Genomic DNA, 24,201 nt, shown 5'->3' with positions numbered 1-24,201 from the left:
ATTGATTTGTAAATAAATATTAACATAGGCACTGTGTATTTTCAATGTTTATAAAAATTAAATTTCGATTACACAATGAAGCATATTGGTATTTATATGTCCTTACCCGTCTTATTCAATTGAATGGATAGTTCCTCTAATTGGGCATTGCTGACTTCGCTTGGTGCATCTGTCAATAAGTCGGAAGCAGATGCAGTTTTCGGGAACAGGATGGTGTCCCTTAGATTTGACCTTCCGGAAAGCAACATGATGATACGGTCAAGTCCCAGGGCAATTCCGCCATGTGGAGGAGCACCATATTCCAATGCATCCAATAGGAACCCAAATTGCTCTTTTGCTTCTTCTTCACTGAATCCCAATATTTTAAACATATGATCCTGCTGCTCTTTTTGATATATACGGATGGACCCTCCGCCAAGCTCATAACCGTTAAGAACGAGATCGTATGCATTGGCTCGGACTGTTGCCGGGTCAATTTCCAATTTGTCCATATCTTCTTCAACAGGCGATGTGAAAGGATGGTGAGCTGCAAAATACCTGCCTAATTCTTCGTCATATTCCAATAATGGCCAGTCAGTTACCCATAGGAAATTATATTGTGACTCATCGATCAAGTTCAGTTGTTTACCAAGTTTTAATCGTAAAGCCCCGAGACTGTCATGAACGACGGGCGTTTTATCTGCAACAAACAACAGCAAATCCCCTGCTTCTACTTCAGCTTTTACCATCAGACCAGCCTTCTCTTCATTGGAAAGGAATTTTGCTATCGGGCCCTTCAATTCATCATTTTCCATTTTAAGCCATGCCAGCCCTTTTGCACCGTATATTTTTACGAATTCAGTCAGCTTATCAATGTCCTTACGGGAAAAATTAGCTGCTTCCCCTTTTACATTCAGCAAAGCAACTTTTCCACCAGATTCAATTGCACCCTGAAACACCTTAAAGGTTGAATTTGCCAAGGTGTCGGAAACATGGATTAACTCAAGCCCAAATCGTGTATCTGGTTTATCTGAACCAAAACGTTCCATCGCTTCATCATATGGCATTCGCTGCAGTGGCAATTCAATATCAATATCCTTAACTTCCTTCACGACTTGCTGCATCATAAGCTCTGTCATTTCCATAATCTCATCACTGGTCATGAATGATGTTTCAATATCAATTTGAGTGAATTCAGGCTGTCGGTCCGCACGTAAATCTTCATCGCGGAAGCATCTTGCAATTTGGTAATATTTTTCGAAGCCACTCATCATGATTAATTGTTTAAACAACTGCGGTGATTGGGGCAATGCGTAAAATTCACCAGGATGCACACGGCTTGGCACAAGGTAATCACGGGCCCCTTCTGGAGTGCTTTTCGTTAAAATTGGTGTCTCCATTTCCAAAAACTCATTGTCATTGAGGAAATTTCGTATTGCCTGTGTAGTTCTGTGGCGAAGCTTAAAAGTTTCCTGCAATGGACTCCTCCTTAAATCCAAATAACGGTATTTAAGTCTCACATCTTCGGATACGTCCGTTTCATCCTGAATCGTAAAAGGTGGTGTCTTGGCATTATTCAAGATCTTAATGGATGACGCTATAACTTCTATCTTCCCCGTCTTCATAGCTGGGTTTATGGTCGATACGTCACGGGAAACCACTTTGCCATACAGCTCAACTACGTATTCCGAGCGGATTTTATCTGCGACCTCCAATGCCTCTTTTGAATGATCCGGATTGAATACAACCTGTACAAGACCGGACTTGTCACGAAGGTCAATAAAAATTAACCCACCCAGATCCCGTCTTTTTTGGACCCATCCTTTCAAAAGGACCGCTTGTTCGATATTTTCTTCTGATAACTTACCTGCCATCATCCGTTCACTCATCAATTTTACCTCCCAGATGCTTCTGCTTTATTACTTCCACAATATTTTCAATTGGCACTTCCACTTGTTCGCCTGTTTTCATTTCTTTTACGTGTACAATCTTTTTTTCAAGTTCTTCTTCTCCAAGAACAAGTACATAGCTGGAGTGATAGCGGTCGGCAGCTTTGAACTGACCTTTCATTTTACGGCCTTGATAATCTTTATCGACCTGAATTCCGTTTGTCCGGAGCTGGTGAACGAGACGTGCTGCCTCTTTCTCCACCTCTTCAGCACCCATCGCCACCACAAAACAATCGAGGCTGTCGCTCAGGGGAATTTCAATATTTTCTGCTTCGAGAGCCATAAGAAGGCGTTCAAACCCCATTCCAAATCCAATGCCTGGTGTATCCGGACCGCCTAGCTCCTGGATCAATCCGTTATAACGCCCTCCGCCAGCAAGCGTTGTAATGGCACCAAAACCGTCTGCTTCACTCATAATTTCAAAAGCAGTATGATTATAATAATCCAATCCTCTTACAAGGTTGGGGTCAACAACATAGTCGATATCCATCAAGGACAGATACTCCTTGACTTTATCGAAGTATATTTTGGATTCCTCGTTTAGATACTCGAGTATCGAGGGTGCAGTTCTCATTGCAGGATGATCACGATCTGTTTTACAGTCCAGCACCCGAAGAGGGTTCTGTGTGAGTCGTGTCTGGCAATCCTTGCACAGCTCCTCTTTATGTGGTTCAAAATGCTTTACTAGCGCATTTTTGTGGTTATTTCTGCTTTCTTTGTCACCAAGTGAATTAATTACTAATTTTAATGATTTCAATCCCATTTCCTTGTATGTCGTCATGGCAAGATCGATTACTTCAGCGTCCACTGCTGGATCTGCACTCCCCATGACCTCGACACCAAATTGATTCAGCTGGCGCATTCTCCCCTTTTGAGGACGCTCATAACGGAACATTTGCGCAAAATAATATAGCTTTACAGGCTGGTTGGGATTACCAAATAATTTGTTTTCCACGTATGCCCTTGCGACAGAAGCTGTGCCCTCTGGTCTCAGTGTCAAACTTCTGCCGCCCCGATCTTCAAATGTATACATTTCTTTTTGTACAATATCAGTAGAATCCCCCACTCCACGCTGGAACACCTCGGTATGCTCAAACAAAGGCGTACGAATTTCCTTAAAATGAAATCTGTCACATACATTCCTGATTTTGTTTTCTGCATACTGCCATTTTGCTGCATCAGCAGGTAAAATATCTACTGTACCTCTTGGCGCTTTCATGCTCATCTCAAAAACCCCCAATAGCTTAATTTAATTGAAAACTTGCCTGTCACCAAGCCTTTCGGTAACGGGTTCAGTTGCCTTTATGCAAGTAAGAAAGTTTATACTTTCTTACTTGCAAATAAAAAACTCCCGTCCCTTATATAAATATAAGGGACGGGAGTTCACCCGCGTTGCCACCCTAGTTGATGCTATAGTACTGCACCCGCTCTTCACAGTTAACGCCTGCAAAACGTTCATATCTACTATATATTTCGATATAAATCCTCGGGAACGTCCTTCATCAGACCAGCAGGGAAAATGTTTTCAGCCAATGACATTTTCTCTCTACACAGGTGGTACCTGATTACTCTTTCCTTCATCGGTATTATTAATTTCATTTAGTTGAATGTCTATTATATTAAGCCGAACCGTTTATAATGTCAAGAGCGACTTAGCTTTTTCTTTAACATTTTTACTTCCCCAATGGAAATCCCCAGTTCACTGGTAATTTCCATAAGTGTTCCGTTTTCCTCGATATCTGGATAATGATGCGGGTCTGCGGAAAAAATATCTTTTTGATTGCCTGCATTCCATTGTTTATCAGACATTCTCACTTTATATTACCTCCTCTATTGGCAAATATCTTTAATACAGTTTTGCCTAAAAGTACAATTTTTATTATACTAAGTAGATAGATTACATACAGACAATATTTCAGGGAGGAATACTGTGTATATCAGAAAAATAATTTTACTGCTATTTACTGCATTTATCTTTCTTTGTGCCTTAGGTACAGAACAGGCTTATGCCAATGAAGGGGTTATCGAAGGGTCCAACTTGAATATCCGCAGTGGGCCTGGAACGGAATATGAAAGCATTGGTCAAGCTGAGACAGGAGAAACTTATCAGGTTGTTCAGCAGGCTGATGGCTGGGTAGAGATCGAACTGGAAAAGGAAACCGGCTGGGTATCAGCAGAATTCATCACAATTAATGAAACAGCCTCAACCGATTCTACCGTACCCCTTGAGGATTCCGATATCAGCTCTATTACAATCCAATATGACAACACGCAGTTAAGAGATGGACCTTCAACAGAACATGCTATTGTGCACTTTGCAGAAAAGGGAACGGAATATGAGGTCGTCTCCACCTCAGGAGAATGGTATGAAATCCGAAATGGGGAGCTAACCGGATTTGTACTGAAGGAGCTTGTGGAGACTGCGGAGAATAATTCCACATACAAAGGTTTTAAAAACAAAACAATTGTTATCGATGCCGGTCACGGTGGAAGGGATGTCGGTGCTGTCAGTGATACTGATGCCTATGAAAAGGACATTACCTATGTGACTGCTAAAGAACTGGAAAAGCAGCTCCAGTATCTGGGTGCCGATGTACTTTTAACAAGAGAGCAGGATGAGTTTGTTTCACTTACGAGCAGAGTAACATACTCCAATTTGGTTGATAGTGATGCATTTATAAGCCTTCATTATAACAGTGTTCCCGAACTTCCTGAAGTAACCGGCATTGAAACATTTTATTACTCTAAACAAAACGAAAAAATGGCAAACTATATCCACAATGGTATTATCAGTGCGACGGATGAAACGGACCGTGGATCTCATGAGGGAGATCTTTTAGTTTTGAGATTGAACTTGAAGCCATCCGTTCTTATTGAACTCGGTTTTATGTCAAATCCGGAAAGTGATGTATTGCTTCAAACCAATGCCTATCAAAAAAAATTGGTTTCTGGTATTGTTGATGGACTAAATAAATACTTCCATTCTGTTGAATGAACAAAAGAAGAGGATGGGACAAAAGTTGTTTAGTTATAGAAAAATCCGAACTATGATTCAGAATTCTTTAGTCAGAATTCGAATTAGTTCGGATTTTTCTTTTTTAAAGCTACTTATCTTGAAATCATTTGTTTTTAGTAATGGTACTTTCAGTTATGTCCCAATCACTTCTATTTTTCCTTACTGTCAATGACTAGTGTAACCGGTCCTGCATTTGTTAATGTGACATCCATCATTGCACCAAATTCCCCTGTCTCGACATGTATCCCCTGCTCGATCAGGGAGCGATTAAACGCCTCATACAAATCATTTGCAGTTCCCGGTCTGGCAGCCTGCATAAAATTGGGACGTCTGCCTTTTCTTGTGTCAGCATATAAAGTGAACTGAGAAATTGACAAAATACTTCCATCAACATCTTTTAAAGAAAGATTCATCTTCTTGTTTTCATCTTCAAATACCCGTAAATGAATAATTTTATTTACGAGATAGTCAACATCTTCCATTGTATCTTCATGGGTTACACCGAGAAGCACAACAAAGCCATTCTTAATTTCTCCAGTTATTTTTTCATCCACTCGAACATTGGCATTTTTCGCCCGCTGTAGTACGGCCTTCATCATCTTTTCCCCTTTTGCAACTATTATCGGCTATTGAACTGTACGCGTTACTGTATATACATCTTTTATTTGTTTGATACGCTCCACAATTTTTCTCAGATGGCTCGTATTATGGATCAATATGGTGATTTGGATAATCGCAATTTTATTTCTGTCCGATTTCCCATTTACATGGGTAATATTTGTCTTCATTTCATTGACTGCTTGTAAAACTTCGTTCAGAAGACCTCTTCGGTCATAGCCAGTTATTTGAATATCTACATGGTATTGTTTTTTATCGGTGTTTTCGTTTTCCCATTCAACATGAAGATAGCGCTGCTTCGCTTCTTCTGTCTGTACATTCGGGCAGTCTGACCGATGAACAGAAACCCCTCTTCCTTTTGTAATATATCCCAAAATCTCATCACCTGGAACTGGATTACAACACTTGGCAAGACGAACAAGGAGATTATCTACTCCTTCCACTCTTACGCCGGAGTCCCTTTTGTGGCCTTTTTTAGAGGTCTGATCGGTTTTGACTTCTTCAATCGTTGCTGCAAGGTCCTGTTCCTTTTGCCTTGTCTGTCGGATCTTCTCTGTAAGTCGTGTGGCAATAAGCGCTGCTGTGATTCCTTGATATCCGACAGCAGCATACATATCCTCTTCATTGGTAAAATTAAATTTATCAAACACCCGCTGCATATTGTCTGCTACTAAAACATCTTTTGGTTCGATGTTTAACGCTCGAATTTCTTTTTCAACTGCTTCCTTGCCTTTCACAACATTCTCTTCTCTTCTTTGTTTTTTAAAGAACTGCTTGATCTTACTTTTAGCCTGAGAAGTTTGTGTCATTTTAAGCCAGTCCTGTGAAGGTCCATAGGAATGCTTGGAAGTCATGACCTCTACAATGTCACCATTTTGCAGCTTATAGTCAAGGGGCTCCATCTTGCCGTTTATTTTTGCCCCTATTGTCTTATTTCCGATTTCTGTATGAATCTTATAGGCAAAATCAAGTGGAATGGAGCCAGACGGCAGTTCAACCACCTCACCTTTTGGTGTAAAGACATAAACCATATCGGAAAACAGGTCAATTTTCAGTGATTCTATAAACTCTTCTGCATCGTGTGTATCATTTTGCCAATCGAGTATTTCCCGGAACCAGGTCAATTTCTCTTCAAATGACTGCTTGCCTGTTTTAACCTGTTTACCTTCTTTATAAGCCCAGTGAGCTGCAATTCCATATTCGGCGATTTCATGCATTTCCTTTGTTCGTATCTGAACCTCGAGCGGGTCTCCCTTTGGTCCAATCACAGTTGTATGCAGGGATTGATATAGATTTTGCTTTGGCATTGCGATATAATCTTTAAATCTTCCCGGCATCGGCTTCCAATGTGTATGAATAATTCCAAGAACCGCATAACAGTCTTTGATGCTTTCCACAATAATCCGGACCGCAAGCAAATCATAAATTTCATTGAATTGTTTATTCTGTTTCACCATTTTTTGATAAATGCTGTATAAATGTTTTGGACGTCCTGACATTTCAGCTTCAATATTTACTTCCTCTAATTCCTCCGTAAGCCCGTCAATTACTTCTCTGATATAGGATTCGCGCTCTTCCCTTTTCTGCTTCATTAACTGTACTATTCGGTAGTATTGCTGTGGGTTGAGGTATCTTAATGCCGTATCTTCCAGTTCCCATTTAATGGTTGAAATCCCCAGGCGATGTGCAAGAGGAGCGAATATTTCCAATGTTTCATTTGAAATCCGTCGCTGCTTTTCAGGAGACAAATGCTTCAATGTTCGCATGTTATGCAGTCTGTCTGCAAGTTTTATGAGGATTACACGAATATCTTTTGCCATTGCAACAAACATTTTACGATGATTTTCTGCTTGTTGCGCTTCTTTCGTTTCATACCTGATTTTCCCTAACTTGGTTACACCGTCGACAAGCATGGCAATTTCATGATTAAATTCCTCTTCCAATCTTTCTATTGTAATATCAGTATCCTCCACAACATCATGAAGAAAACCACCGGCAATTGTTTCGGCATCCATTTCAAGATTGGCGAGTATTCCAGCAACCTGTACCGGATGGATAATATATGGCTCACCTGACTTTCTGAACTGGTCGTGGTGTGCTTCATTTGCGAAGTCATATGCATGCTGAACCAAGCCGACATCATCCATCGACAAATACATTTTAGTTGTATTTATAATATCTGCTATCGTTAAATTTTCGTCTTTTGCCATGTAATCACCTTTACTAGCTGTCTGCATTATTTACCACGTAGCAAACGGATTTTAAAAACCGAATATTGCACGCATTCAGTGGTAGCGCAAATTTTTACAAAATCCCTAAATATTATTAATTATATGCTTTTCCTGTTCACGTGTCCATTTAAATTTTTATATAACAATAGGTCTGACGTTATTTTCATAGCATCAGACCTATTATGAGGTTTTTTAGTATGTCATTAAGGTTAATACATCATATCCATCAAGTTTTTCTTTTCCGTCTAGATAGCTTAATTCAATCAAAAATGCACAACCAACAACAATACCACCGAGTTCTTCGACAAGTTTAATCGTTGCTTCAATTGTTCCGCCAGTTGCAAGCAGATCGTCGGTAATCAATACACGCTGACCTGGTTTGATTGCGTCTTTATGGATAGTCAGGACATTCGAGCCGTATTCGAGGCCATAGTCAACCTTAATTACTTCACGCGGCAATTTCCCCTCTTTTCGAACAGGAGCAAAACCAATTTCCAATGCGTAGGAAACCGGGCAGCCAACGATAAAACCTCTTGCTTCCGGGCCAACTACGATGTCTGCCTCTTTTTCTTTTGCAAATGAAACAATTTCATCGACTGCTGATTTGTAAGCTTTGCCGTTATCCATCAACGGGGTTATATCTTTAAATTTAATGCCTTGTTTTGGCCAGTCTTCTACTATTTTGACATATTGCTTATAATCCATTTATTACTTCCTCCTTGGGGTTTCCCAAATAATCCATATAACTGGCGAACCAATTTTTTAGTTCATCATAGTTTGAATAGTATAGTTGTTTTTCGATGGCAGCCTTCTGAAGTCTTTCCTGGTACAATTTTGAACCCTGCAAATCCTTTTTCGCCGGATTCGGCTGTGCTTCTATGATACCATTTTCTATTTTAACAAACCCAAGTTCAAAAAACACGTTTGAGATAAAGATAACTTTATCTTTATTCCATCCTTTATGTCTCATGATATTGCCAAGTTCCTTTTTCAGATCCATCACTTTTCTTTGTCTGACCAGTGCATAGAACCAAACAAATTCCTCCCTGGAAGGGAAAGCTGATAAATAGGCACTTTCCTCCAGTTCAAAACAAGCGTAAATATTTAATGGCTTAGTATGCTGAATAATTTCCTTCAAAGAATCAAGATCATCAGGAAGGTCAAATAAATAAACTGTATCCTTTTGTTCAATTTTATCGATAGGCGCCTTGTAGCCTATCTGGTCAATTTGGGTATAATCGTTGTCTGTCGGAAAACCTATAATTAACTCTTTCCCATTCCCTGAAGGTTTGATATTGCCATTTCGTTTTCCTCGATAGTCAAACAGCTGCCACTCATCAATCTTCATATCCTGAATAAGGATCTGTGCCTTTCGGTTTCCGTTCCACTCATTGATTCCAAGCGCCCCAGCGATAGTAAGCGGTGTGTTGGGGGAAATATTGCCGTACAGTTCACCCATGCCAAATCCAATCGCATCAAGCGAAGAGCCATTATTTCTGAATTGGAGCTTTAAATGATTTTTGGCACTTCCGATTTTTCTTGCATCAGAAGGTATTTCTTTTAACTGAAAAACCGGTTTGGGATTTTTCATTCCAAACGGAGCCAGTTTATCAATTTCATTGACAAGCTCTTCGTCAATATCTTCCAATGATAGTTCTGCGCTAATCATGATTTCCTGTTTGAAATCTTCTACCGTTAATTGTCCATGAATAAATTGATCGAGACTTTTCTGTATGCTTTCCATATTTTCCAGTGGAAAGGTCATTCCTGCTGCCTGTGAGTGACCTCCAAAATGTGTAAACAGACTTCTGATTTTCATACAGTTATGAAATAGATCGAATGCAGGTATACTCCTTGCCGAGCCTTTAACAACACCTGACTCTGGCTTGATCGTCAAAACGATTGCCGGTCGGTCATACGTCCGGACAAGCTTCGAGGCCACAATACCAAGCACACCTTCGTTCCATCCTTCTTTTGCGACAATAATAACCCCATGTGGACCAGATTCCTGGACGATTGAATCAGCCTCTTTGACAATTTCATTGACCACTTGTTTCCGTTGCTGATTAATCGCATCAATTTCTTCCGCTATTTCCTGAGCAGTCTCATGGTCATCGGTCAAAAGCAACTGGACGGCCAAGTCAGCATCCTGTAATCTCCCAACGGCGTTGATTCTCGGTCCGATTAAAAACCCTACATCTTCCTCAGAGACATTCCCTTCCATATTGCAAACTTGTTTAAGTGCTCTGATTCCCGGATTGTTTGAAATCGTTAATGCATGAAGTCCGTAAAACGCAAACACGCGATTCTCATCTATTAATGGAACAAGATCCGCAATCGTACCAATTGCCACGAATTCAAGCAAATGTTTTGGAAAGTACCCAAGCAGCACTTGAGCAAATTTGAATGCAACCCCGACACCGGCAAGTTCACGAAACGGATAATCCGCAGAACACCCCGGATGAAGAATTGCAAAACAATCAGGCAGTTGTTCCTGTGGCTCGTGATGGTCCGTTATGATAAGATCAATACCAATTTGCTTCGCTACCATTGCTTCATGTACAGCGGCAATGCCAGTATCGACAGTAATGATTAATGTATATCCATTTTCTGCAGCGGATTTAAATGCGGCCTCATTGGGTCCATATCCCTCTGTGAAACGGTTTGGTATATAATAATCACAAATCGCGCCAAGTTCTTTCAAAGCTTTGATAAGGACGGTTGTCGAGCTTACACCATCAGCATCATAGTCTCCAAAAACAAGTATTTTCTCATGCGCAGCGATTGCTTTATGTACACGCTCTGCTGCTATTTCAATAGAATCAATTTTTAATGGACTGTGTAAATTTTTAATATCAGGTGATAAAAATTGTCTGGCCTCTTCTGTACTGGTGATGCCTCTAAGCTCTAGAAGCCGTCTTACAGTTGGTGACAGATCAAGTGACGGATCCGAGGCTGCTCCTATATTGTTATCTGCTGCAAGATATTTCCATTTTGCCTTACTCTCTAACATAATTTCACCCCTGACCTATCTATTATACTAAAGACAGGCAGGGGTAGCAATCAGAATTATTTAGTTATAGAATTATTGTCCTCTGCGTCAGTTTCCGTATCGTTTTGAGTGTAGGCTGCAGGAATCTCGTTATCTTCTAGTTTTTTCGTTAAATTAGCATTTTCTGTTTTCAAGAGCTTCAAATCTTTCTGTAATCGGTAAAAGCGAAATGCACCTACTGATGCAGTAATCACTCCACCCATCAATACAGAAAATAATATGACAAGTATTAGCGGAGATTCCTGTGTCCAGAATAAATAATTCACTTCTACAGGGTCCACGTTGATTACAGCAAATACAGCGACAACGATTACTAAAATAATTGCCAGTATCACATATGTCTGTCCTTTCACCTCGGGTACCTCCTCCCAGTCGAAATCTAAGTGCTTTCTCATCCATCCAGATGTGTGCAAGTTTTCCCAAGTAGTCCAACAAAGCTTGTATTTTCAGCTATACCTGGGGTCCTTCAACGCCTTTTTTCTTCGTAAAGTCCAACGGTTTATTTTTAACTGATTTCCCGCGCCATACGAGCCACAGCTGGGAAGCAAGCAATAACGATGAATAGGTTCCGGCAACTATACCTACTGCCAACGCAATCGCGAAGCTGACAATGGAAGATGCCCCCAAAATGAGAAATGCCATTATTGCTACAATCGTTGTAAAAGAGGTGTTCATCGTTCTTGTAAAGGATTGGATGATGCTGGTATTTACAATTCCAGCGAGTTCCTTAAATGACTTCACCCGTTTTTTCTTCCTTATATTTTCCCTGATCCGATCAAATATAACGATTGTATTGTTTATCGAGTATCCAACAATTGTCAATATCGCTGCAACAATCGTAATGTCGAATTCAATTTGCGTAATACTAAAAACAGCAAGCACAATAAATACGTCATGGAGCAATGCAATCAATGCCGTGACTGCAAAGAAAAACTCAAATCGGAAGGTCACATAGATAATCATGAAAATGGCTGCAATGGAAACTGCATAAATGGCGTTTTTAACCAGTTCCTGCCCGACGATCGGCGATACGACACTTACACTCGGATCTTGACCATATTGCTGATTAAAATAGGACTGAACTTCTTCCACTTGGGAATCTGAAAGCACATGCTCAAACCGTGTTACAGCCAGTTCATTATTTCCACCGGAAAGTACAATGGAGTTCGTTTCCAATCCAAGCTCTTCAAACCCAGCCTCTACTTCCTCAGTAGTCAATGTTGAATCGGAAACTACTTCCACCCGAGACCCGCTCGTAAAATCTATACCAGGATTAATTTGGTAGATACCAAGTGCTATTGCTCCAATTATGATGAGTATTAAAGTTCCCATAAAGTATTTCTTCCGATGCTGGACAATATCAACTTTACGGTTGAACAACGTCGGTTCCCCTTCACTTTCAGAGATATCCATAATTTCCGTTTTCTTAACACCGAACCACGTTTTTCTCTTTGTAAGGAATCCGCTCTGAACCCATAAACCGAGTAATATTCTTGTTCCCAGAACAGCTGTCAGGAAGCTGATCAATATACTGATGATAAGCATGGTTGCAAATCCCTTAACTGAGCTTGTCCCGAAAATAAATAGAACAACCGCCGCGATCAACGTCGTAATATTTGCATCCAGTATAGTTGTCAGCGAGTTTTTGTTACCCGCTTTAAAAGCAGCTTTGACAGATTTTCCTGTCCGTAATTCTTCCCGAATGCGTTCAAAGGTAATCACATTGGCATCAACAGCCATACCAACACCTAATATTAAGGCTGCGATTCCTGAGAGGGTAAGTACCCCGTTTAAGAGTTCAAATACTAATAAAACAAGATATACATAGAAGGTCAAATTGATAGCTGCAATTAATCCGGAGAATCGGTAAAAAACAACCATGTACAGCAGAATCAATCCGATACCAACAATTCCCGCGATAATGGTTTCGTTTAGTGCCTGCTCACCAAACTGTGCCCCAACTGAAGTGGAGAATATTTCTGTCATATGAACTGGTAATGATCCAGAATTTATAATATCTGCAAGCTGTTTTGCAGACTCTACAGTAAAATCACCAGAAATCATGACATTCGTTGTATGTAAAGGGTCCCATACATTTGGGGCAGATACGAACTTTGAATCTGCAGTCCGTGCTTCTTCTGCATAGGAGTCACCTTCCTGATAATCCATCCAAATAACAAGCTTATTATCAGGCGGTGTCATCTGACTGATCCTTGTCGTTACTTCACCAAATTTGGATGCGTCTTTTAACTGCAAAGTGACAATAGGAGCATTTGTCTGCGGATCGAAATCCTGTGTTGCACTTCCTTCTCTGACGTCATTACCATCAAGCAATTCGTTGTCATTTACATCACGGAAAGATAATTGCGCCGATGTAGATAGCAGATCTCTTGCTTCAGACTGGTTTTCAACCCCCGCAAGCTGGACTCGGATTCTATCTTCACCTTCAATATTGATGACGGCTTCACTGATTCCGAGTCGGTTCACACGATCATTTAATGTTTGAACAGTGCCCTCCAGCAATCCTCTTGATACTTCCTGACGTTCATCAACAGGCTCGACCTCATAAAGCACTTCGAAGCCACCTTGAAGGTCCAAACCTAGATTAATATCTTTTGTAATTCCTGCTACCGTTGTACCGATTGTTCCTGCCAAAACCAAAACGACAAGAAAAAAGGCAACGATTCTGCCTCTCTTTTTCATTAAATTGCTTCCTCCCTAATTTTTCGAAAACAAGTATGTAGGATTTCTAAATTTCCTTCTTTTCTCCTGTTAAAGCTGCAATGGAAGCCATCAGATTATCGTCCTGATAGGAACTCCTTGTTAAATAGCTTAAATATGTATTTGAAGCCAGATGAAGAATATCCTGCACGATCTCATAAAGTCGTTTTTCAGGTGCTCCTTTCCACACTTTCTGCACAAGGCAAGACCAAACATCTTCAGGTGTAGCCTGGGAGTAACCCATCATTTCCAATTCTTCTGCTTTGCTTTTCAATGCAGGAATCACCATTTGTTTCCACTCACTTACGGTCTGTCTGATTTCCATGTTATCCCACCAATTCCGATTTATACTTTTAGCCTGTCATGCTTTGTACACCTTTTTGCATATATATCATTGTATATGATATTTAATTATTTGAGAAGGCAGGTCGACAAAAATGACCAAACAAACATTTTTGCAAGGGGCGATCATCTTAATTATCGCAGGAATGATTACCCGATTCATGGGGTTTATCAATCGGATTGTAGTTGCAAGGCTTATGGGGGAGGAAGGCGTCGGTCTATACATGATGGCACTTCCAACGCTGTTTCTAGTAATGACCTTGACCCAGCTCGGACTGCCTGTCGCCATATCCAAGCGGGTTGCCGAAGCGGATGCTGTTAATGACCAGAGTAAAATCAAGAAAATAGTGATTGTTTCATTGGCGATCACATTACTTTCGAGTGTCCTTTTTACCATTTTGTTGGCATTTGGAGCTCCATATCTTGCATCCACCTTATTAACAGACAGCAGATCCATGCTTCCATTGATCGCCATAACTCCTATAATTCCGATTGCGGCTGTGTCCGCTGTCATTAGAGGGTATTTTCAGGGAAAGCAGAATATGAAACCGCAAAGCTATGCTCAAGTCATCGAACAGGTAGTCCGTATTGCGTGTGTGGCATTTTTTGTAAACCTCCTGCTCCCTTATGGTGTGGAGTATGCCGCTGCCGGAGCTATGTTCAGCGTTATACTCGGCGAACTCATTTCATTGATGTATATGCTGTATGTGTTTAAGAGGAAAAAAACCTTGAAACTGAGAAGCAGATTTTTTTCCTATGTCAAATCCGGGCAAACTGTTCTAAGAGAACTGTTCTCCATTGCACTACCCAGCCTCGGAAGCAGAATGATTGGATCCATCTCCAATTTTCTTGATCCGATTTTGGTATTCCAGAGTCTTGCCATGGCCGGAGTGTCAAGTTCACTTGCCACAAAGCAATACGGGGAATTAACCGGCTATGTAATGCCATTGTTGTTTCTCCCCACTTTTATTACCCATTCGCTGTCAGTTGCACTCGTTCCATCCATTGCGGAGGCAGAGGCCAATCAGAACCGGAAGTTGATTCATTATCGTATCCATCAGTCTATAAGAATATCATTTGCTTCCGGTGCCATCTCAACAGTTGTATTATCCCTCTTTTCCGTACAGCTGCTCACCTATATGTATGGGACAGGCAATGCAAGTCATTATCTTGTTTTGATGGCACCATTTTTCTTGCTTCTTTATATACAATCTCCATTACAGGCAACGTTGCAGGCGCTGGACCTTGCCAGGCCGGCTATGTGGAATAGTCTGATAGGTGTCGTCCTCAAATCTGTTGTATTACTGGCACTCGCAACTAACCCTAACTTTGGCATTATGGGAGCTGCCATCGCAATCAGTGCTGGAGTGGTAGTAGTAACATTACTTCATCTGGCTGTTCTGTATAAAGCAATAGGCTATGCTATCCCACTATTGGATGCATGTAAAATGATTGTGCTGCTTTTTCTTTCCTGGATGGTTGGAAGCTATCTGAAAAATATTCTTGAAACAATGGATTCCAATCTGATGACATTCTTACTCGTTTTATTTGTATTTATTGTTGTATATCTGGTACTGATTTTTGCACTCAAATTTATTACAAAAGAGGAATTGAGACAGATACCATTCTTTCGTAAAAGATAAAAGACGGACACTTGGCTTTCATTCCAAGTGTCCGTTTTATCCTTGTCCCATATATGGAATCAAGTATCTGATGTAAATGTAAATGGTTGATACAATTAATGATATCATTACGATCGGTATGCCGTATATCATGAATCGGATAAAAGATATTTTTTGATTGTCCGCTTCAGCCATCCCAGCAACAACCACATTCGCCGACGCCCCAACCAACGTCGCATTCCCCCCAAGACATGCTCCAAGTGCCAATGACCACCATATCGGATCCAAATAGACCATTCCGTATGTTTCGAATTCGTGAATAACTGGAATCATGGCAGCCACAAATGGAATATTGTCAATAAATCCTGAAAAAAGCCCTGAGGCCCATAATATCAGCAATGTCGTTTTGGCATAATCGCCTTCCGTTGACACAACAATCATTCTCGCCATTTCATCAATAACACCCACCTGCTGTAATCCCCCAACAATGGCAAACAAGCCGATAAAAAAGAACAGTGTTACCCATTCCACGCTTGATAGAATCTCTTCCGTTTCCACTTCGTTCTCTGTCAGCAATAACAGTAATATTGCTCCTGTGAGGGCAATTGCTGTCATCTCCATATGCAAAAAGGAATGCAGCAGAAATCCCAGCAAGGTCATGAAAAGAACCGCAACAGATTTGAACAACAATGGAGAAACAATGAGATTTTCTTTTGCATCAATAGCTGACAGGTCTTTCAGATTGGGCTTTATGTCAGCTAAGCTTCCCCTAAAGAAAATAAGACTAAAGCCAATTAGTACGGCAAACATGATTATCGCAACAGGGGCGGTATGCTGAATGAAAGAAAGAAAGGTAAAATGGTCAACAGCCTGTCCGATCATTATATTTGGAGGATCTCCTATCAATGTAGCAGCACCGCCAATATTCGAACTGAATATGATTGTCAGCAGATATGGAAACGCCGGCAGCTGCAGCAGCTTAGTAATTTTGAGCATCACTGGGACGAATATCAGCACCGTTGTTACATTATCAAGGAATGCAGAGCCTAATGCGGTAAGCAATGCCGAACCTATTAAAAGATATATTGGATTCCCTCGTGCATTCTGTGCAAACCGGATTGCTATAAATGTAAATAAACCTGTCTTCTCTGTGATGGATATCAGTACCATCATCGAGAACAATAGTGCAATTGTATTCCAGTCTATATACTGAAAGAACACTTCATATGTCGAATATATTCCAGTCAGTAGTAGGAGTACCCCTCCTGCAAGTGCCGCAATAGCACGGTTTATTTTTTCTGTCATAATAAAAAAATAACTGATTACAAAAATTAAAGCTGCAAGGATGACATCCATATTACCCCTCTTTCATCCAAAGGTAAATTCTTCTATAGATTATATGCTTGGAAAATTTAAATATTTTCTTCTAAATTAATTTGTCAGGAATAATATAGTGATAGACGGACAAACATTAGGGGGGAAACAGATGCAAAAAAATCAATTTATTGCATTGTTGTATGGGTGGATTGTAGTCTTCGGTATCATTCTAATATCCAGTTTTGTATTAGCTCTTATTCTGAATTTCACTTCATTTGAACGGCCGGGACTGGAATGGGCAACATTGATTATTGGACTTGTGGCACTTTTCAGTGGTGGAATCACGGCGGGAATTAAAGGAAAAGCTAAAGGATGGATGATAGGAGGTACAATTGGACTCGGATTTTCTCTCATTATTTTTTTGGTACAGTACCTTGGATACCAGCAAGGATTTTCACTCGAACAGTCCCTTTACCACCTTGCGTATCTTGCTGTCGCATTATTAGGCGGTATCATTGGAGTGAATGTCGCAGGGGAACCAAGTGAGTGACTCTATCGAATAAAAAGAAGTTAATGCCTGTGCATTAACTTCTTTTCTGCTTCTAGCGTTAACATTCCGTTAACATCGATTAAGTTGTAAAGTCATCTATGTACTGAAAAATACATAAAACGAGTACCTGCATAGCCAAAGATCATCATCTTTGGCTTATGACCCGATACTTATCAAGACTGTTTTACTTCGCGGATCGCTGAGCGGTCATAAGTAAGTTTCGCTCCATCGCCAGTAATCAGGACGATTGTAGCTTCATCAAGTGCATGGACCTTTGCGTGCAAACCACCGATCGTTACGATCTCATCGCCTTTTTGCAGGTCGTTCTGCATTTGTCTTACTTGCTTTTGACGTTTTTGCTGCGGACGAATAAGCAAGAAGTAAAAAATGACGAACATCAGGATAATAGGTAATAATGATACTAACATTTCCATATATTTTCACCTCATTTCTTCATTAAATTAAAAGTTCTTTGGATTCGGTTTGTTTAAACCATATTGCTCAAAGAATGACTCTCTAAAGTCTCCAAGTCGATCCTCTTTTATAGCAGTTCGAACTTGCTCCATTAATTTTAACAGAAAATGGAGGTTATGATAAGTCGTAAGTCTGAAACCGAACGTTTCATTGCATTTTATTAAGTGTCTGATATATGCTCGAGAATAATTTTTGCATACATGGCAGTCACAATTCTCATCAATGGGACTGAAATCTCTTGCATACTTTGCATTTCTTACAACAAGTCTTCCATTGGAAGTCATACAAGTTCCATTACGTGCTATTCTTGTCGGAAGTACACAGTCAAACATATCAATACCGCGGATCGCTCCATCAATTAATGAATCTGGTGATCCCACACCCATCAGATAACGGGGTTTGTTGGCAGGCATCAACGGTGTCGTTGTTTCAAGGACCCGGTTCATGATATCTTTCGGTTCTCCTACAGAAAGTCCACCGATGGCATATCCGGGAAAATCAAGGGAAACAAGATCCTGAACACTAAGTTTCCTTAAATCTTCATATTCTCCACCTTGAATGATTCCAAAAAGACCTTGCGCATCTTCTCTCTCATGTGCTGCCAAGCACCGCTCAGCCCACCGGGAAGTCCTTTCCACGGAGGATTTCATATACTCATAGGACGCAGGATATGGCGGGCACTCATCAAATGCCATCATAATATCTGAACCAAGCGCGTTTTGTATTTGCATTGCTTTTTCAGGGGATAAAAACAGTTTTTCACCATTCAGGTGATTACGGAAATGTACCCCTTCTTCTTTTATTTCCCTCATGTCGCTTAGACTGAAAACCTGAAATCCACCGGAATCTGTGAGAATTGCTCCGTCCCAGTTCATAAACTGATGGAGTCCACCCGCTTCACGGATAATATCCTCACCAGGTCGCAGCCATAAATGATAGGTATTGGACAGAATGATCTTCGCATCCATTTGGTGCAATTCTTCTGGACTCATCGTTTTTACTGTAGCCAAAGTCCCTACAGGCATGAATGTCGGAGTGTCGAATGAACCATGGGGTGTGTGAACTCGTCCAAGTCTGGCACCTGTCTGTTTATCTGTCTTAATTAATTCATATGTTATTGGTGTCATCGTATTCGTTCCTCTTTTATAAAATTAACATCGCATCTCCAAAGCTGAAGAAACGATATTTTTCTTTCACTGCCTCGTTATAGGCTTTTAAGATTGTATCTCTGTCAGACAATGCACTTACAAGCATGATCAGTGTCGACTTTGGAAGATGAAAATTCGTAATCAGACCATCAATAGCCCTGAATTCATATGGTGGATAAATAAAAATATCCGTCCATCCACTGCATTCCACAAATTTACCGTCATTGTCTCTGGCAATGGTCTCTAGCGTTCTTGTAGAAGTAGTTCCTACAGAAATAATTCTTCCCCCATCCGCTTTGATCCTATTCAGTATATCTGCTGTTTCCTGTGTCATATGATAGAACTCAGAATGCATTTTATGATCGTTAATATCATTTACGCTGACAGGCCGAAAAGTCCCAAGCCCAACGTGTAATGTGATAAAGGCAACAGTAACACCCATCTCCTTTATTTCCTCCAGAAGCTCATTTGTAAAATGCAACCCGGCTGTAGGTGCTGCTGCAGATCCTTCTTCTTTGGCATAAACTGTCTGATAACGTTCTTTTTCAGGAAGCTGCTCTTTAATATATGGGGGTAAAGGCATTTCTCCAAGTTCATCCAGGACTTCGTAAAATATCCCCTCATACGAAAATTCCAATATCCGACCACCGTGTTCCTTGATTCCTTTACAGGTGGCTTTCAATTTTCCGTCGCCGAAAATGAGTTCTGTTCCAACCTTGACTTTTTTGGCAGGCTTTGTGAGTACTTCCCACTGATCCTGTTCTTCCTGATGAAGCAATAGCACTTCTATATTTGCACCAGTACCCTGCTTGATGCCATATAATCTGGCAGGCAGCACTCGCGTATCGTTAAGAACCAGGCAATCGCCTTCTTTGAAATAAGATTTTATATCCGCAAAATGCTTATGTTCGATTTCCTGTGACTTTCGGTTCAGAACGAGTAATCGTGATGCTGTCCGGTCCTTCAAAGGTGTTTGCGCAATTAGCTCTTCTGGTAATTCAAAATCAAAATCCTCTATATTCATAATAAATCTCCTAACTGTATCTTAACGAAATCTGCCAAATATAAAAAATAACAATGAGAGTATGATACTGACTACAATAGATGTCATGATAGGAAAATAAACCGTGAAATTTCCTCTTTTAAAAGTAATATCCCCTGGCAATTTTCCGATAAATGACCATATGAGGCCGATAATGATAAACAAAATACCAAGTATGATAAAAAGTCTGCCCATATTCATCACTCACCATGCCTTTTTAATCCCAAATGCTGATATGCTTTCGGAGTTACAATCCTTCCTCTCGGCGTTCGTTGGATAAAACCGATTTGCAGAAGGTATGGCTCATAAACGTCCTCGATTGTCTGGGATTCTTCTCCGATTGTAGCAGCAATCGTATCAAGACCAACCGGACCACCCTGGAATCCATCAATAATCCCTTTTAGGATTTTATGGTCAATGTGATCCAACCCAGCATCATCGACCTGAAGCATTTCTAAAGCGATATCCGTTGATTCCAGGCTGATTTCTTTTTCTCCCTTAACCTGGGAAATATCCCGGATTCGTTTGAGCAATCGATTAGCGATTCTGGGGGTTCCTCTGGATCTGCGTGCCACTTCAGTAGCTGCTTCTTTTGAAATCGTCGTATCAAAAATTTCAGCTGTTCTTTCAACAATGGAGCACAGATCTTTTACTTCATAAAATTCCAGTCTGCTAAGAACACCAAATCTGTCCCGAAGTGGGGCCGTCAGCAATCCAGCTCTTGTAGTCGCACCGACAAGAGTGAATGGGGGCAGATCAATCCTTACCGATCTGGCACTTGGACCAGTTCCAATGACAATATCAAGAAAGAAATCCTCCATGGCAGGGTAGAGGACCTCTTCCACAGCCCTTGGCAAACGATGTACTTCATCAATAAACAATACATCACCTGGTTCGAGGGAAGACAGAATAGCAGCAAGATCTCCGGCACGCTCGATGACTGGACCGGATGTAGATCTGAAGTTGACACCCATCTCATTCGCTATAATTGCAGCTAAGGTAGTCTTTCCCAACCCCGGCGGTCCATATAACAATACATGATCCAACGGTTCTTCCCGCATTTTTGCAGCTTGAATGAATATACTGAGATTCTCTTTGACTTTATCCTGACCAATATATTGTCTCAGGCTTATTGGACGAAGACTCAGTTCGATTGCTGTATCATCTTCCTGCAAATCACCGGTCACCATACGCTCTTCCATTTCACTTCCCCCCTTTAATTTCGTACGAGTAATCCTAACGCCTTACGTATTATTTCATCTGTATTTGTAATTTTTTCCTTTTTCAGCACAGGAATAACACTTTTCACTTCCCTGTCTGTATAACCAAGTGCTTTTAACGCCTCTTCCGCTTCCCTGTATGATTCGGATGCATTCCCTTCCTGCTCGACAAGGTCTTTTTCTTCTTTGGCATTCACGGAGAATACAGTCGTTAATTTACCTTTTAAGTCCAGAATAATCTGTCTCGCTGTTTTTTTGCCTACGCCAGGAAAGCTTGTAAGAAACTTATCGTCTTCCTGTTCGATTGCCGAAACAAAACCAGCTATATCCACACCTGCAAGAATTGCCAGGGCACCCTTTGGGCCAATACCGGACACTGAAATCAGTTTTGTAAATAAATATTTCTCATCTTCGTTTTTAAAGCCAAATAATACTTGTGTATCTTCCCGGACATAGTGATATGTATTAATCAGTACCTCTTTATTCAGCGATGATTGAAAAGAAAAAGGATTTGCACAGACCAACTCATAACCGACACCATGTACATCCACTATGACGGATTCATCCTGGATCATTGCCAGATGACCTTTTATATATGCTATCATGCAATCATTCCTCTACTTATTTTAACATAAATGTGTTCTAAGCAATAAACTTCTATTCCTGCATAGAAATAGAAGTTTATACGGCGGTTTAATTGGATTCTTCGAGATTATGATGAATATCCTGCACATCTTCGCTTTCTTCCAATGTATCAATAAGGTTCATCATCTTATCTTCATCTTCTTTAGGTAATTTATTATAATTCTGCGGGATAAGCGTCACTTCTCCATCAGCAATCTCATAGCCGTTTTCTTTAAGACGATCAACTACTTCCTGATAGTTTTCAGGTTCTGTGAAAATTTCATAGGCATCTTCCTGGTTTGTGATATCCTCTGCTCCCGCTTCAAGAGCATCCAATGTAATGGAATCTTCATCGATAGAGCCTTCTTCATTGGAGATAACGATATATCCTTTCCGATCGAACATAAAGGAGACACTTCCATTTTCTCCGAGATTTCCGCCATTTTTCTTGAATGCATGTCTAATATCTGCCGCAGTTCTATTTTTATTATCAGTCAGGACATTTACAATGACTGCAACACCACCAGGTCCATAACCTTCATAGGTGATTTCCTCATATGTCGCTCCATCAAGCGTACCTGTTGCCTTTTTGATATTTCTGTCGATATTCTCATTGGGCATGTTATCGGCTTTCGCTTTTTCCACTGCAGTTCGCAAAGAGGCGTTTGTATCGAGATCTCCTCCACCTTGTTTCGCCGCATTATAGATATCTTTAGCATGCCTCATAAAGACTTTTCCTTTTTTGGCATCCTGTGCATTTTTTCTTTTTTGTATATTTTTCCACTTTGAATGACCAGCCATTAGACTTTCCCCTCTCTAGAAATTCTTTTCTTACTATACCAAATAATACGGTCCCGGAAAAGAGAAACCCTTTGAAAGCTCCATGTATCAGTCATTCAATTGGAACAATTCCTCCACGAAGATCTCCATGTCTTCACCAATCGTTTTCGCCTGCAGCCTTGCATCCAGATTTTTCATGCGATCCCATTGTATATCGTCTGTATAGACGGTAATCTGCTTTTCCGTTTCCGGCACTATTTTCCTTACTTCACTTTCAATATCAACAGATGCGTGGTGGTCAAAATGCTCACGCAGCATGACAGCAACAATGATACGGTCATCTGTCGAGGCTACCTGGGCCTGGATAATATCCTTCTGATTCGCCAATTCCTCTGATATACGGATTGATTCCTCGTTGGTAAAAACATCACTATATTCACTGAAATCAGACTTATTTACATTTCTTTGTTCGCTTTGATGATAACCACCCATATCTCCAATCGAAGGTTCCTGTTCATCATAGATATCTTCTGTTTTCTCATCAAAATGCATTGGCTGCACCGAATCATCATAACTCTGTTCCGAAGTATTTTGAGCTCCACCGTTACAGGCACCAACAATTGACACCATTAGAATGAATGGGGTTATTTTTTTTATTGTCATAGAATGCAAACCTCCCTTATACATAGTTTGTATAAGGGAGGTTTTATTACACAGTTAAATTAAGGAAAAATCAGCTTCTTGTATATTTTGGATGTGCCTCACGTTTATGAGCTGTCCGTCTATGCAAATCCTCTATGATTTCTATATCTTTTTCTGCGATATTTTGGCCTTTCAAATAGGCATCAATCGTATCATAGGTTACACCCATTTCCGCTTCGTCTGTCTGATCTTCCCATAGATCTGCACTCGGTTTTTTTGTCACAATATGTTCTGGAACATCAAGATACTTGGCAAGTTCCCTAACTTCTGTTTTTGTATATTCGACAAGGGGAAGGATATCCACACCGCCATCACCGTATTTCGTAAAGTAACCTGTATACCATTCTGCAGCATTATCCGTACCTACAACGAGATAATTGTAGTTCGTCGCTATGGTATATAATGTTCCCATTCTAAGTCTCGCCCTAAGGTTTGCTCCGGCCAGTCGGTCATTCTCTTCATTGAACTCGCCTTTTTCCTTCAAGCCTTTTTGAATCTGGGAATACATCACCTCATGGGTCTCTGTCAGGTCAACGAGCATCGAATCGATCCCACATTTTTCAATTACATTTTCAGCGTCACCCAAATCGGAAGCGGATGTATAGATTGGCATCATGACACCGAGAGAGTTATCCGGACATGCCCGTTTGATTAAATTGGCAACCACTGCAGAATCAAGACCGCCACTAACTCCGACAAGCAGACCATCTACCCCAGTTTCTTTAACCTGATTCTGGAGCCATTCCACAATCCCATGTACATCTTTTTCCATTGTAATCTCTCCTTGCTGCATTATATTTCCTATATTTTAACA

At 40.6% G+C, this 24,201-nt stretch carries 23 protein-coding genes and 1 other annotated feature; of the genes, 3 read left to right on the top strand and 20 right to left on the bottom strand.

Annotation, left to right across the window (positions count from 1 at the left end; genetic code table 11):
- Nucleotides 1–92: 92 nt before the first annotated feature.
- From aspS to A4245_RS20070, 3 genes are all read right to left on the bottom strand, one after another.
- Complete coding sequence (gene aspS, locus A4245_RS08565; protein ID WP_067727312.1) at nucleotides 93–1,868, bottom strand: aspartate--tRNA ligase; 1,776 nt, start codon at nucleotides 1,866–1,868, stop codon at nucleotides 93–95.
- Nucleotides 1,861–3,153 carry a histidine--tRNA ligase gene (hisS, locus tag A4245_RS08560; protein WP_067727311.1) on the bottom strand — a complete coding sequence of 431 codons (1,293 nt, stop codon included), beginning with the start codon at nucleotides 3,151–3,153 and terminating at the stop codon, nucleotides 1,861–1,863. The genes aspS and hisS overlap by 8 nt, the downstream gene beginning before the upstream one ends.
- Nucleotides 3,154–3,296: 143 nt before the next feature.
- Nucleotides 3,297–3,518 (bottom strand) — a binding site (T-box leader).
- Between the two features lie 51 nt (nucleotides 3,519–3,569).
- Entirely contained in the window at nucleotides 3,570–3,743 is a 174-nt protein-coding gene (locus tag A4245_RS20070) for a hypothetical protein (RefSeq protein WP_157087684.1), read from the bottom strand.
- A 115-nt stretch (nucleotides 3,744–3,858) separates the two neighbouring features.
- On the opposite strand from A4245_RS20070, the gene A4245_RS08555 reads away from it, so the two are divergent.
- Nucleotides 3,859–4,923 carry an N-acetylmuramoyl-L-alanine amidase family protein gene (locus A4245_RS08555; RefSeq protein ID WP_067727310.1) on the top strand — a complete coding sequence of 355 codons (1,065 nt, stop codon included), beginning with the start codon at nucleotides 3,859–3,861 and terminating at the stop codon, nucleotides 4,921–4,923.
- Nucleotides 4,924–5,093: 170 nt separating this feature from the next.
- Here the strand turns inward: A4245_RS08555 and dtd are convergent, their stop codons facing one another.
- The 7 genes from dtd to A4245_RS08520 form a co-directional block, all read right to left on the bottom strand.
- Nucleotides 5,094–5,540, bottom strand: a complete 447-nt coding sequence (gene dtd, locus A4245_RS08550) for a D-aminoacyl-tRNA deacylase (protein WP_067727309.1) — start codon at nucleotides 5,538–5,540, stop codon at nucleotides 5,094–5,096.
- Nucleotides 5,541–5,570: 30 nt separating this feature from the next.
- A complete protein-coding gene (locus A4245_RS08545; RefSeq protein WP_067727308.1) occupies nucleotides 5,571–7,772 on the bottom strand; it encodes a RelA/SpoT family protein in 2,202 nt (733 codons plus the stop codon).
- Nucleotides 7,773–7,985: 213 nt separating this feature from the next.
- Nucleotides 7,986–8,498 (bottom strand): adenine phosphoribosyltransferase, encoded by a 513-nt coding sequence (locus tag A4245_RS08540; protein WP_067727307.1) that lies wholly within the window; start codon nucleotides 8,496–8,498, stop codon nucleotides 7,986–7,988.
- Complete coding sequence (gene recJ, locus A4245_RS08535; RefSeq protein ID WP_067727306.1) at nucleotides 8,488–10,806, bottom strand: single-stranded-DNA-specific exonuclease RecJ; 2,319 nt, start codon at nucleotides 10,804–10,806, stop codon at nucleotides 8,488–8,490. Before recJ ends, A4245_RS08540 begins: the two co-directional genes overlap by 11 nt.
- 56 nt (nucleotides 10,807–10,862) lie before the next feature.
- On the bottom strand, nucleotides 10,863–11,198 hold the full coding sequence (locus tag A4245_RS08530; RefSeq protein WP_067727305.1) for a LapA family protein: 336 nt from the start codon (nucleotides 11,196–11,198) through the stop codon (nucleotides 10,863–10,865).
- 97 nt (nucleotides 11,199–11,295) lie between these two features.
- Nucleotides 11,296–13,548 carry a protein translocase subunit SecDF gene (gene secDF, locus A4245_RS08525; protein ID WP_067727304.1) on the bottom strand — a complete coding sequence of 751 codons (2,253 nt, stop codon included), beginning with the start codon at nucleotides 13,546–13,548 and terminating at the stop codon, nucleotides 11,296–11,298.
- 46 nt (nucleotides 13,549–13,594) lie between these two features.
- Nucleotides 13,595–13,891: a post-transcriptional regulator gene (locus tag A4245_RS08520; RefSeq protein WP_067727303.1), complete on the bottom strand. Its 297-nt coding sequence runs from the start codon at nucleotides 13,889–13,891 to the stop codon at nucleotides 13,595–13,597.
- A 112-nt stretch (nucleotides 13,892–14,003) separates the two neighbouring features.
- On the opposite strand from A4245_RS08520, the gene spoVB reads away from it, so the two are divergent.
- Nucleotides 14,004–15,551 (top strand): stage V sporulation protein B, encoded by a 1,548-nt coding sequence (spoVB, locus tag A4245_RS08515; RefSeq protein WP_067727302.1) that lies wholly within the window; start codon nucleotides 14,004–14,006, stop codon nucleotides 15,549–15,551.
- A 36-nt stretch (nucleotides 15,552–15,587) separates the two neighbouring features.
- Here spoVB and A4245_RS08510 read toward each other — a convergent pair whose 3' ends face one another.
- Nucleotides 15,588–16,886, bottom strand: coding sequence for an ArsB/NhaD family transporter (locus A4245_RS08510; RefSeq protein ID WP_067727301.1), 1,299 nt, complete (start codon nucleotides 16,884–16,886; stop codon nucleotides 15,588–15,590).
- A gap of 130 nt (nucleotides 16,887–17,016) precedes the next feature.
- On the opposite strand from A4245_RS08510, the gene A4245_RS08505 reads away from it, so the two are divergent.
- A complete protein-coding gene (locus A4245_RS08505; RefSeq protein ID WP_067727300.1) occupies nucleotides 17,017–17,397 on the top strand; it encodes a TIGR04086 family membrane protein in 381 nt (126 codons plus the stop codon).
- Nucleotides 17,398–17,570: 173 nt separating this feature from the next.
- Here A4245_RS08505 and yajC read toward each other — a convergent pair whose 3' ends face one another.
- From yajC to nadE, 9 genes are all read right to left on the bottom strand, one after another.
- Nucleotides 17,571–17,831 carry a preprotein translocase subunit YajC gene (yajC, locus tag A4245_RS08500; protein ID WP_067727299.1) on the bottom strand — a complete coding sequence of 87 codons (261 nt, stop codon included), beginning with the start codon at nucleotides 17,829–17,831 and terminating at the stop codon, nucleotides 17,571–17,573.
- Nucleotides 17,832–17,858: 27 nt separating this feature from the next.
- A complete protein-coding gene (gene tgt / locus A4245_RS08495) occupies nucleotides 17,859–18,998 on the bottom strand; it encodes a tRNA guanosine(34) transglycosylase Tgt (protein WP_067727298.1) in 1,140 nt (379 codons plus the stop codon).
- Nucleotides 18,999–19,014: 16 nt separating this feature from the next.
- Nucleotides 19,015–20,043, bottom strand: a complete 1,029-nt coding sequence (gene queA / locus A4245_RS08490; protein ID WP_067727297.1) for a tRNA preQ1(34) S-adenosylmethionine ribosyltransferase-isomerase QueA — start codon at nucleotides 20,041–20,043, stop codon at nucleotides 19,015–19,017.
- A gap of 21 nt (nucleotides 20,044–20,064) precedes the next feature.
- Nucleotides 20,065–20,256, bottom strand: coding sequence for a DUF2905 domain-containing protein (locus A4245_RS08485; protein WP_084268733.1), 192 nt, complete (start codon nucleotides 20,254–20,256; stop codon nucleotides 20,065–20,067).
- Between the two features lie 5 nt (nucleotides 20,257–20,261).
- Nucleotides 20,262–21,263: a Holliday junction branch migration DNA helicase RuvB gene (ruvB, locus tag A4245_RS08480; RefSeq protein WP_067727295.1), complete on the bottom strand. Its 1,002-nt coding sequence runs from the start codon at nucleotides 21,261–21,263 to the stop codon at nucleotides 20,262–20,264.
- 14 nt (nucleotides 21,264–21,277) lie between these two features.
- Entirely contained in the window at nucleotides 21,278–21,886 is a 609-nt protein-coding gene (ruvA, locus tag A4245_RS08475; RefSeq protein ID WP_067727294.1) for a Holliday junction branch migration protein RuvA, read from the bottom strand.
- Nucleotides 21,887–21,974: 88 nt separating this feature from the next.
- Nucleotides 21,975–22,706 (bottom strand): YebC/PmpR family DNA-binding transcriptional regulator, encoded by a 732-nt coding sequence (locus tag A4245_RS08470; protein ID WP_067727293.1) that lies wholly within the window; start codon nucleotides 22,704–22,706, stop codon nucleotides 21,975–21,977.
- Nucleotides 22,707–22,793: 87 nt separating this feature from the next.
- The gene (locus tag A4245_RS08465) at nucleotides 22,794–23,348 is read right to left on the bottom strand and encodes a YhcN/YlaJ family sporulation lipoprotein (protein WP_067727292.1); all 555 of its coding nucleotides are present in this window, start codon (nucleotides 23,346–23,348) and stop codon (nucleotides 22,794–22,796) included.
- 70 nt (nucleotides 23,349–23,418) lie between these two features.
- On the bottom strand, nucleotides 23,419–24,159 hold the full coding sequence (gene nadE / locus A4245_RS08460) for an NAD(+) synthase (protein ID WP_067727291.1): 741 nt from the start codon (nucleotides 24,157–24,159) through the stop codon (nucleotides 23,419–23,421).
- Nucleotides 24,160–24,201: the final 42 nt, after the last annotated feature.

Source organism: Oceanobacillus damuensis (genome assembly GCF_001618145.1).
GTDB classification, from domain to species: Bacteria; Bacillota; Bacilli; order Bacillales; family Amphibacillaceae; genus Oceanobacillus; species Oceanobacillus damuensis.
Note: the sequence above shows the minus strand (reverse complement) of the source record. Positions and strands in the feature narration are given on the sequence as shown.

Excerpts from the sequence above, each read along its gene's own strand:
- recJ (WP_067727306.1), bottom strand. The coding sequence starts at position 10,806 with ATGTTAGAGAGTAAGGCAAAATGGAAATATCTTGCAGCAGATAACAAT.
- queA (WP_067727297.1), bottom strand. The coding sequence starts at position 20,043 with ATGAATATAGAGGATTTTGATTTTGAATTACCAGAAGAGCTAATTGCG.
- tgt (WP_067727298.1), bottom strand. The coding sequence starts at position 18,998 with ATGACACCAATAACATATGAATTAATTAAGACAGATAAACAGACAGGT.
- aspS (WP_067727312.1), bottom strand. The coding sequence starts at position 1,868 with ATGAGTGAACGGATGATGGCAGGTAAGTTATCAGAAGAAAATATCGAA.
- A4245_RS08485 (WP_084268733.1), bottom strand. The coding sequence starts at position 20,256 with ATGGGCAGACTTTTTATCATACTTGGTATTTTGTTTATCATTATCGGC.
- A4245_RS08540 (WP_067727307.1), bottom strand. The coding sequence starts at position 8,498 with ATGGATTATAAGCAATATGTCAAAATAGTAGAAGACTGGCCAAAACAA.
- A4245_RS08510 (WP_067727301.1), bottom strand. The coding sequence starts at position 16,886 with ATGGATGTCATCCTTGCAGCTTTAATTTTTGTAATCAGTTATTTTTTT.
- ruvA (WP_067727294.1), bottom strand. The coding sequence starts at position 21,886 with ATGATAGCATATATAAAAGGTCATCTGGCAATGATCCAGGATGAATCC.
- A4245_RS08465 (WP_067727292.1), bottom strand. The coding sequence starts at position 23,348 with ATGACAATAAAAAAAATAACCCCATTCATTCTAATGGTGTCAATTGTT.
- A4245_RS08545 (WP_067727308.1), bottom strand. The coding sequence starts at position 7,772 with ATGGCAAAAGACGAAAATTTAACGATAGCAGATATTATAAATACAACT.
- yajC (WP_067727299.1), bottom strand. The coding sequence starts at position 17,831 with ATGGAAATGTTAGTATCATTATTACCTATTATCCTGATGTTCGTCATT.
- A4245_RS08520 (WP_067727303.1), bottom strand. The coding sequence starts at position 13,891 with ATGGAAATCAGACAGACCGTAAGTGAGTGGAAACAAATGGTGATTCCT.
- nadE (WP_067727291.1), bottom strand. The coding sequence starts at position 24,159 with ATGGAAAAAGATGTACATGGGATTGTGGAATGGCTCCAGAATCAGGTT.
- ruvB (WP_067727295.1), bottom strand. The coding sequence starts at position 21,263 with ATGGAAGAGCGTATGGTGACCGGTGATTTGCAGGAAGATGATACAGCA.
- spoVB (WP_067727302.1), top strand. The coding sequence starts at position 14,004 with ATGACCAAACAAACATTTTTGCAAGGGGCGATCATCTTAATTATCGCA.
- A4245_RS08505 (WP_067727300.1), top strand. The coding sequence starts at position 17,017 with ATGCAAAAAAATCAATTTATTGCATTGTTGTATGGGTGGATTGTAGTC.
- secDF (WP_067727304.1), bottom strand. The coding sequence starts at position 13,548 with ATGAAAAAGAGAGGCAGAATCGTTGCCTTTTTTCTTGTCGTTTTGGTT.
- hisS (WP_067727311.1), bottom strand. The coding sequence starts at position 3,153 with ATGAGCATGAAAGCGCCAAGAGGTACAGTAGATATTTTACCTGCTGAT.
- A4245_RS08470 (WP_067727293.1), bottom strand. The coding sequence starts at position 22,706 with ATGGCTGGTCATTCAAAGTGGAAAAATATACAAAAAAGAAAAAATGCA.
- dtd (WP_067727309.1), bottom strand. The coding sequence starts at position 5,540 with ATGAAGGCCGTACTACAGCGGGCGAAAAATGCCAATGTTCGAGTGGAT.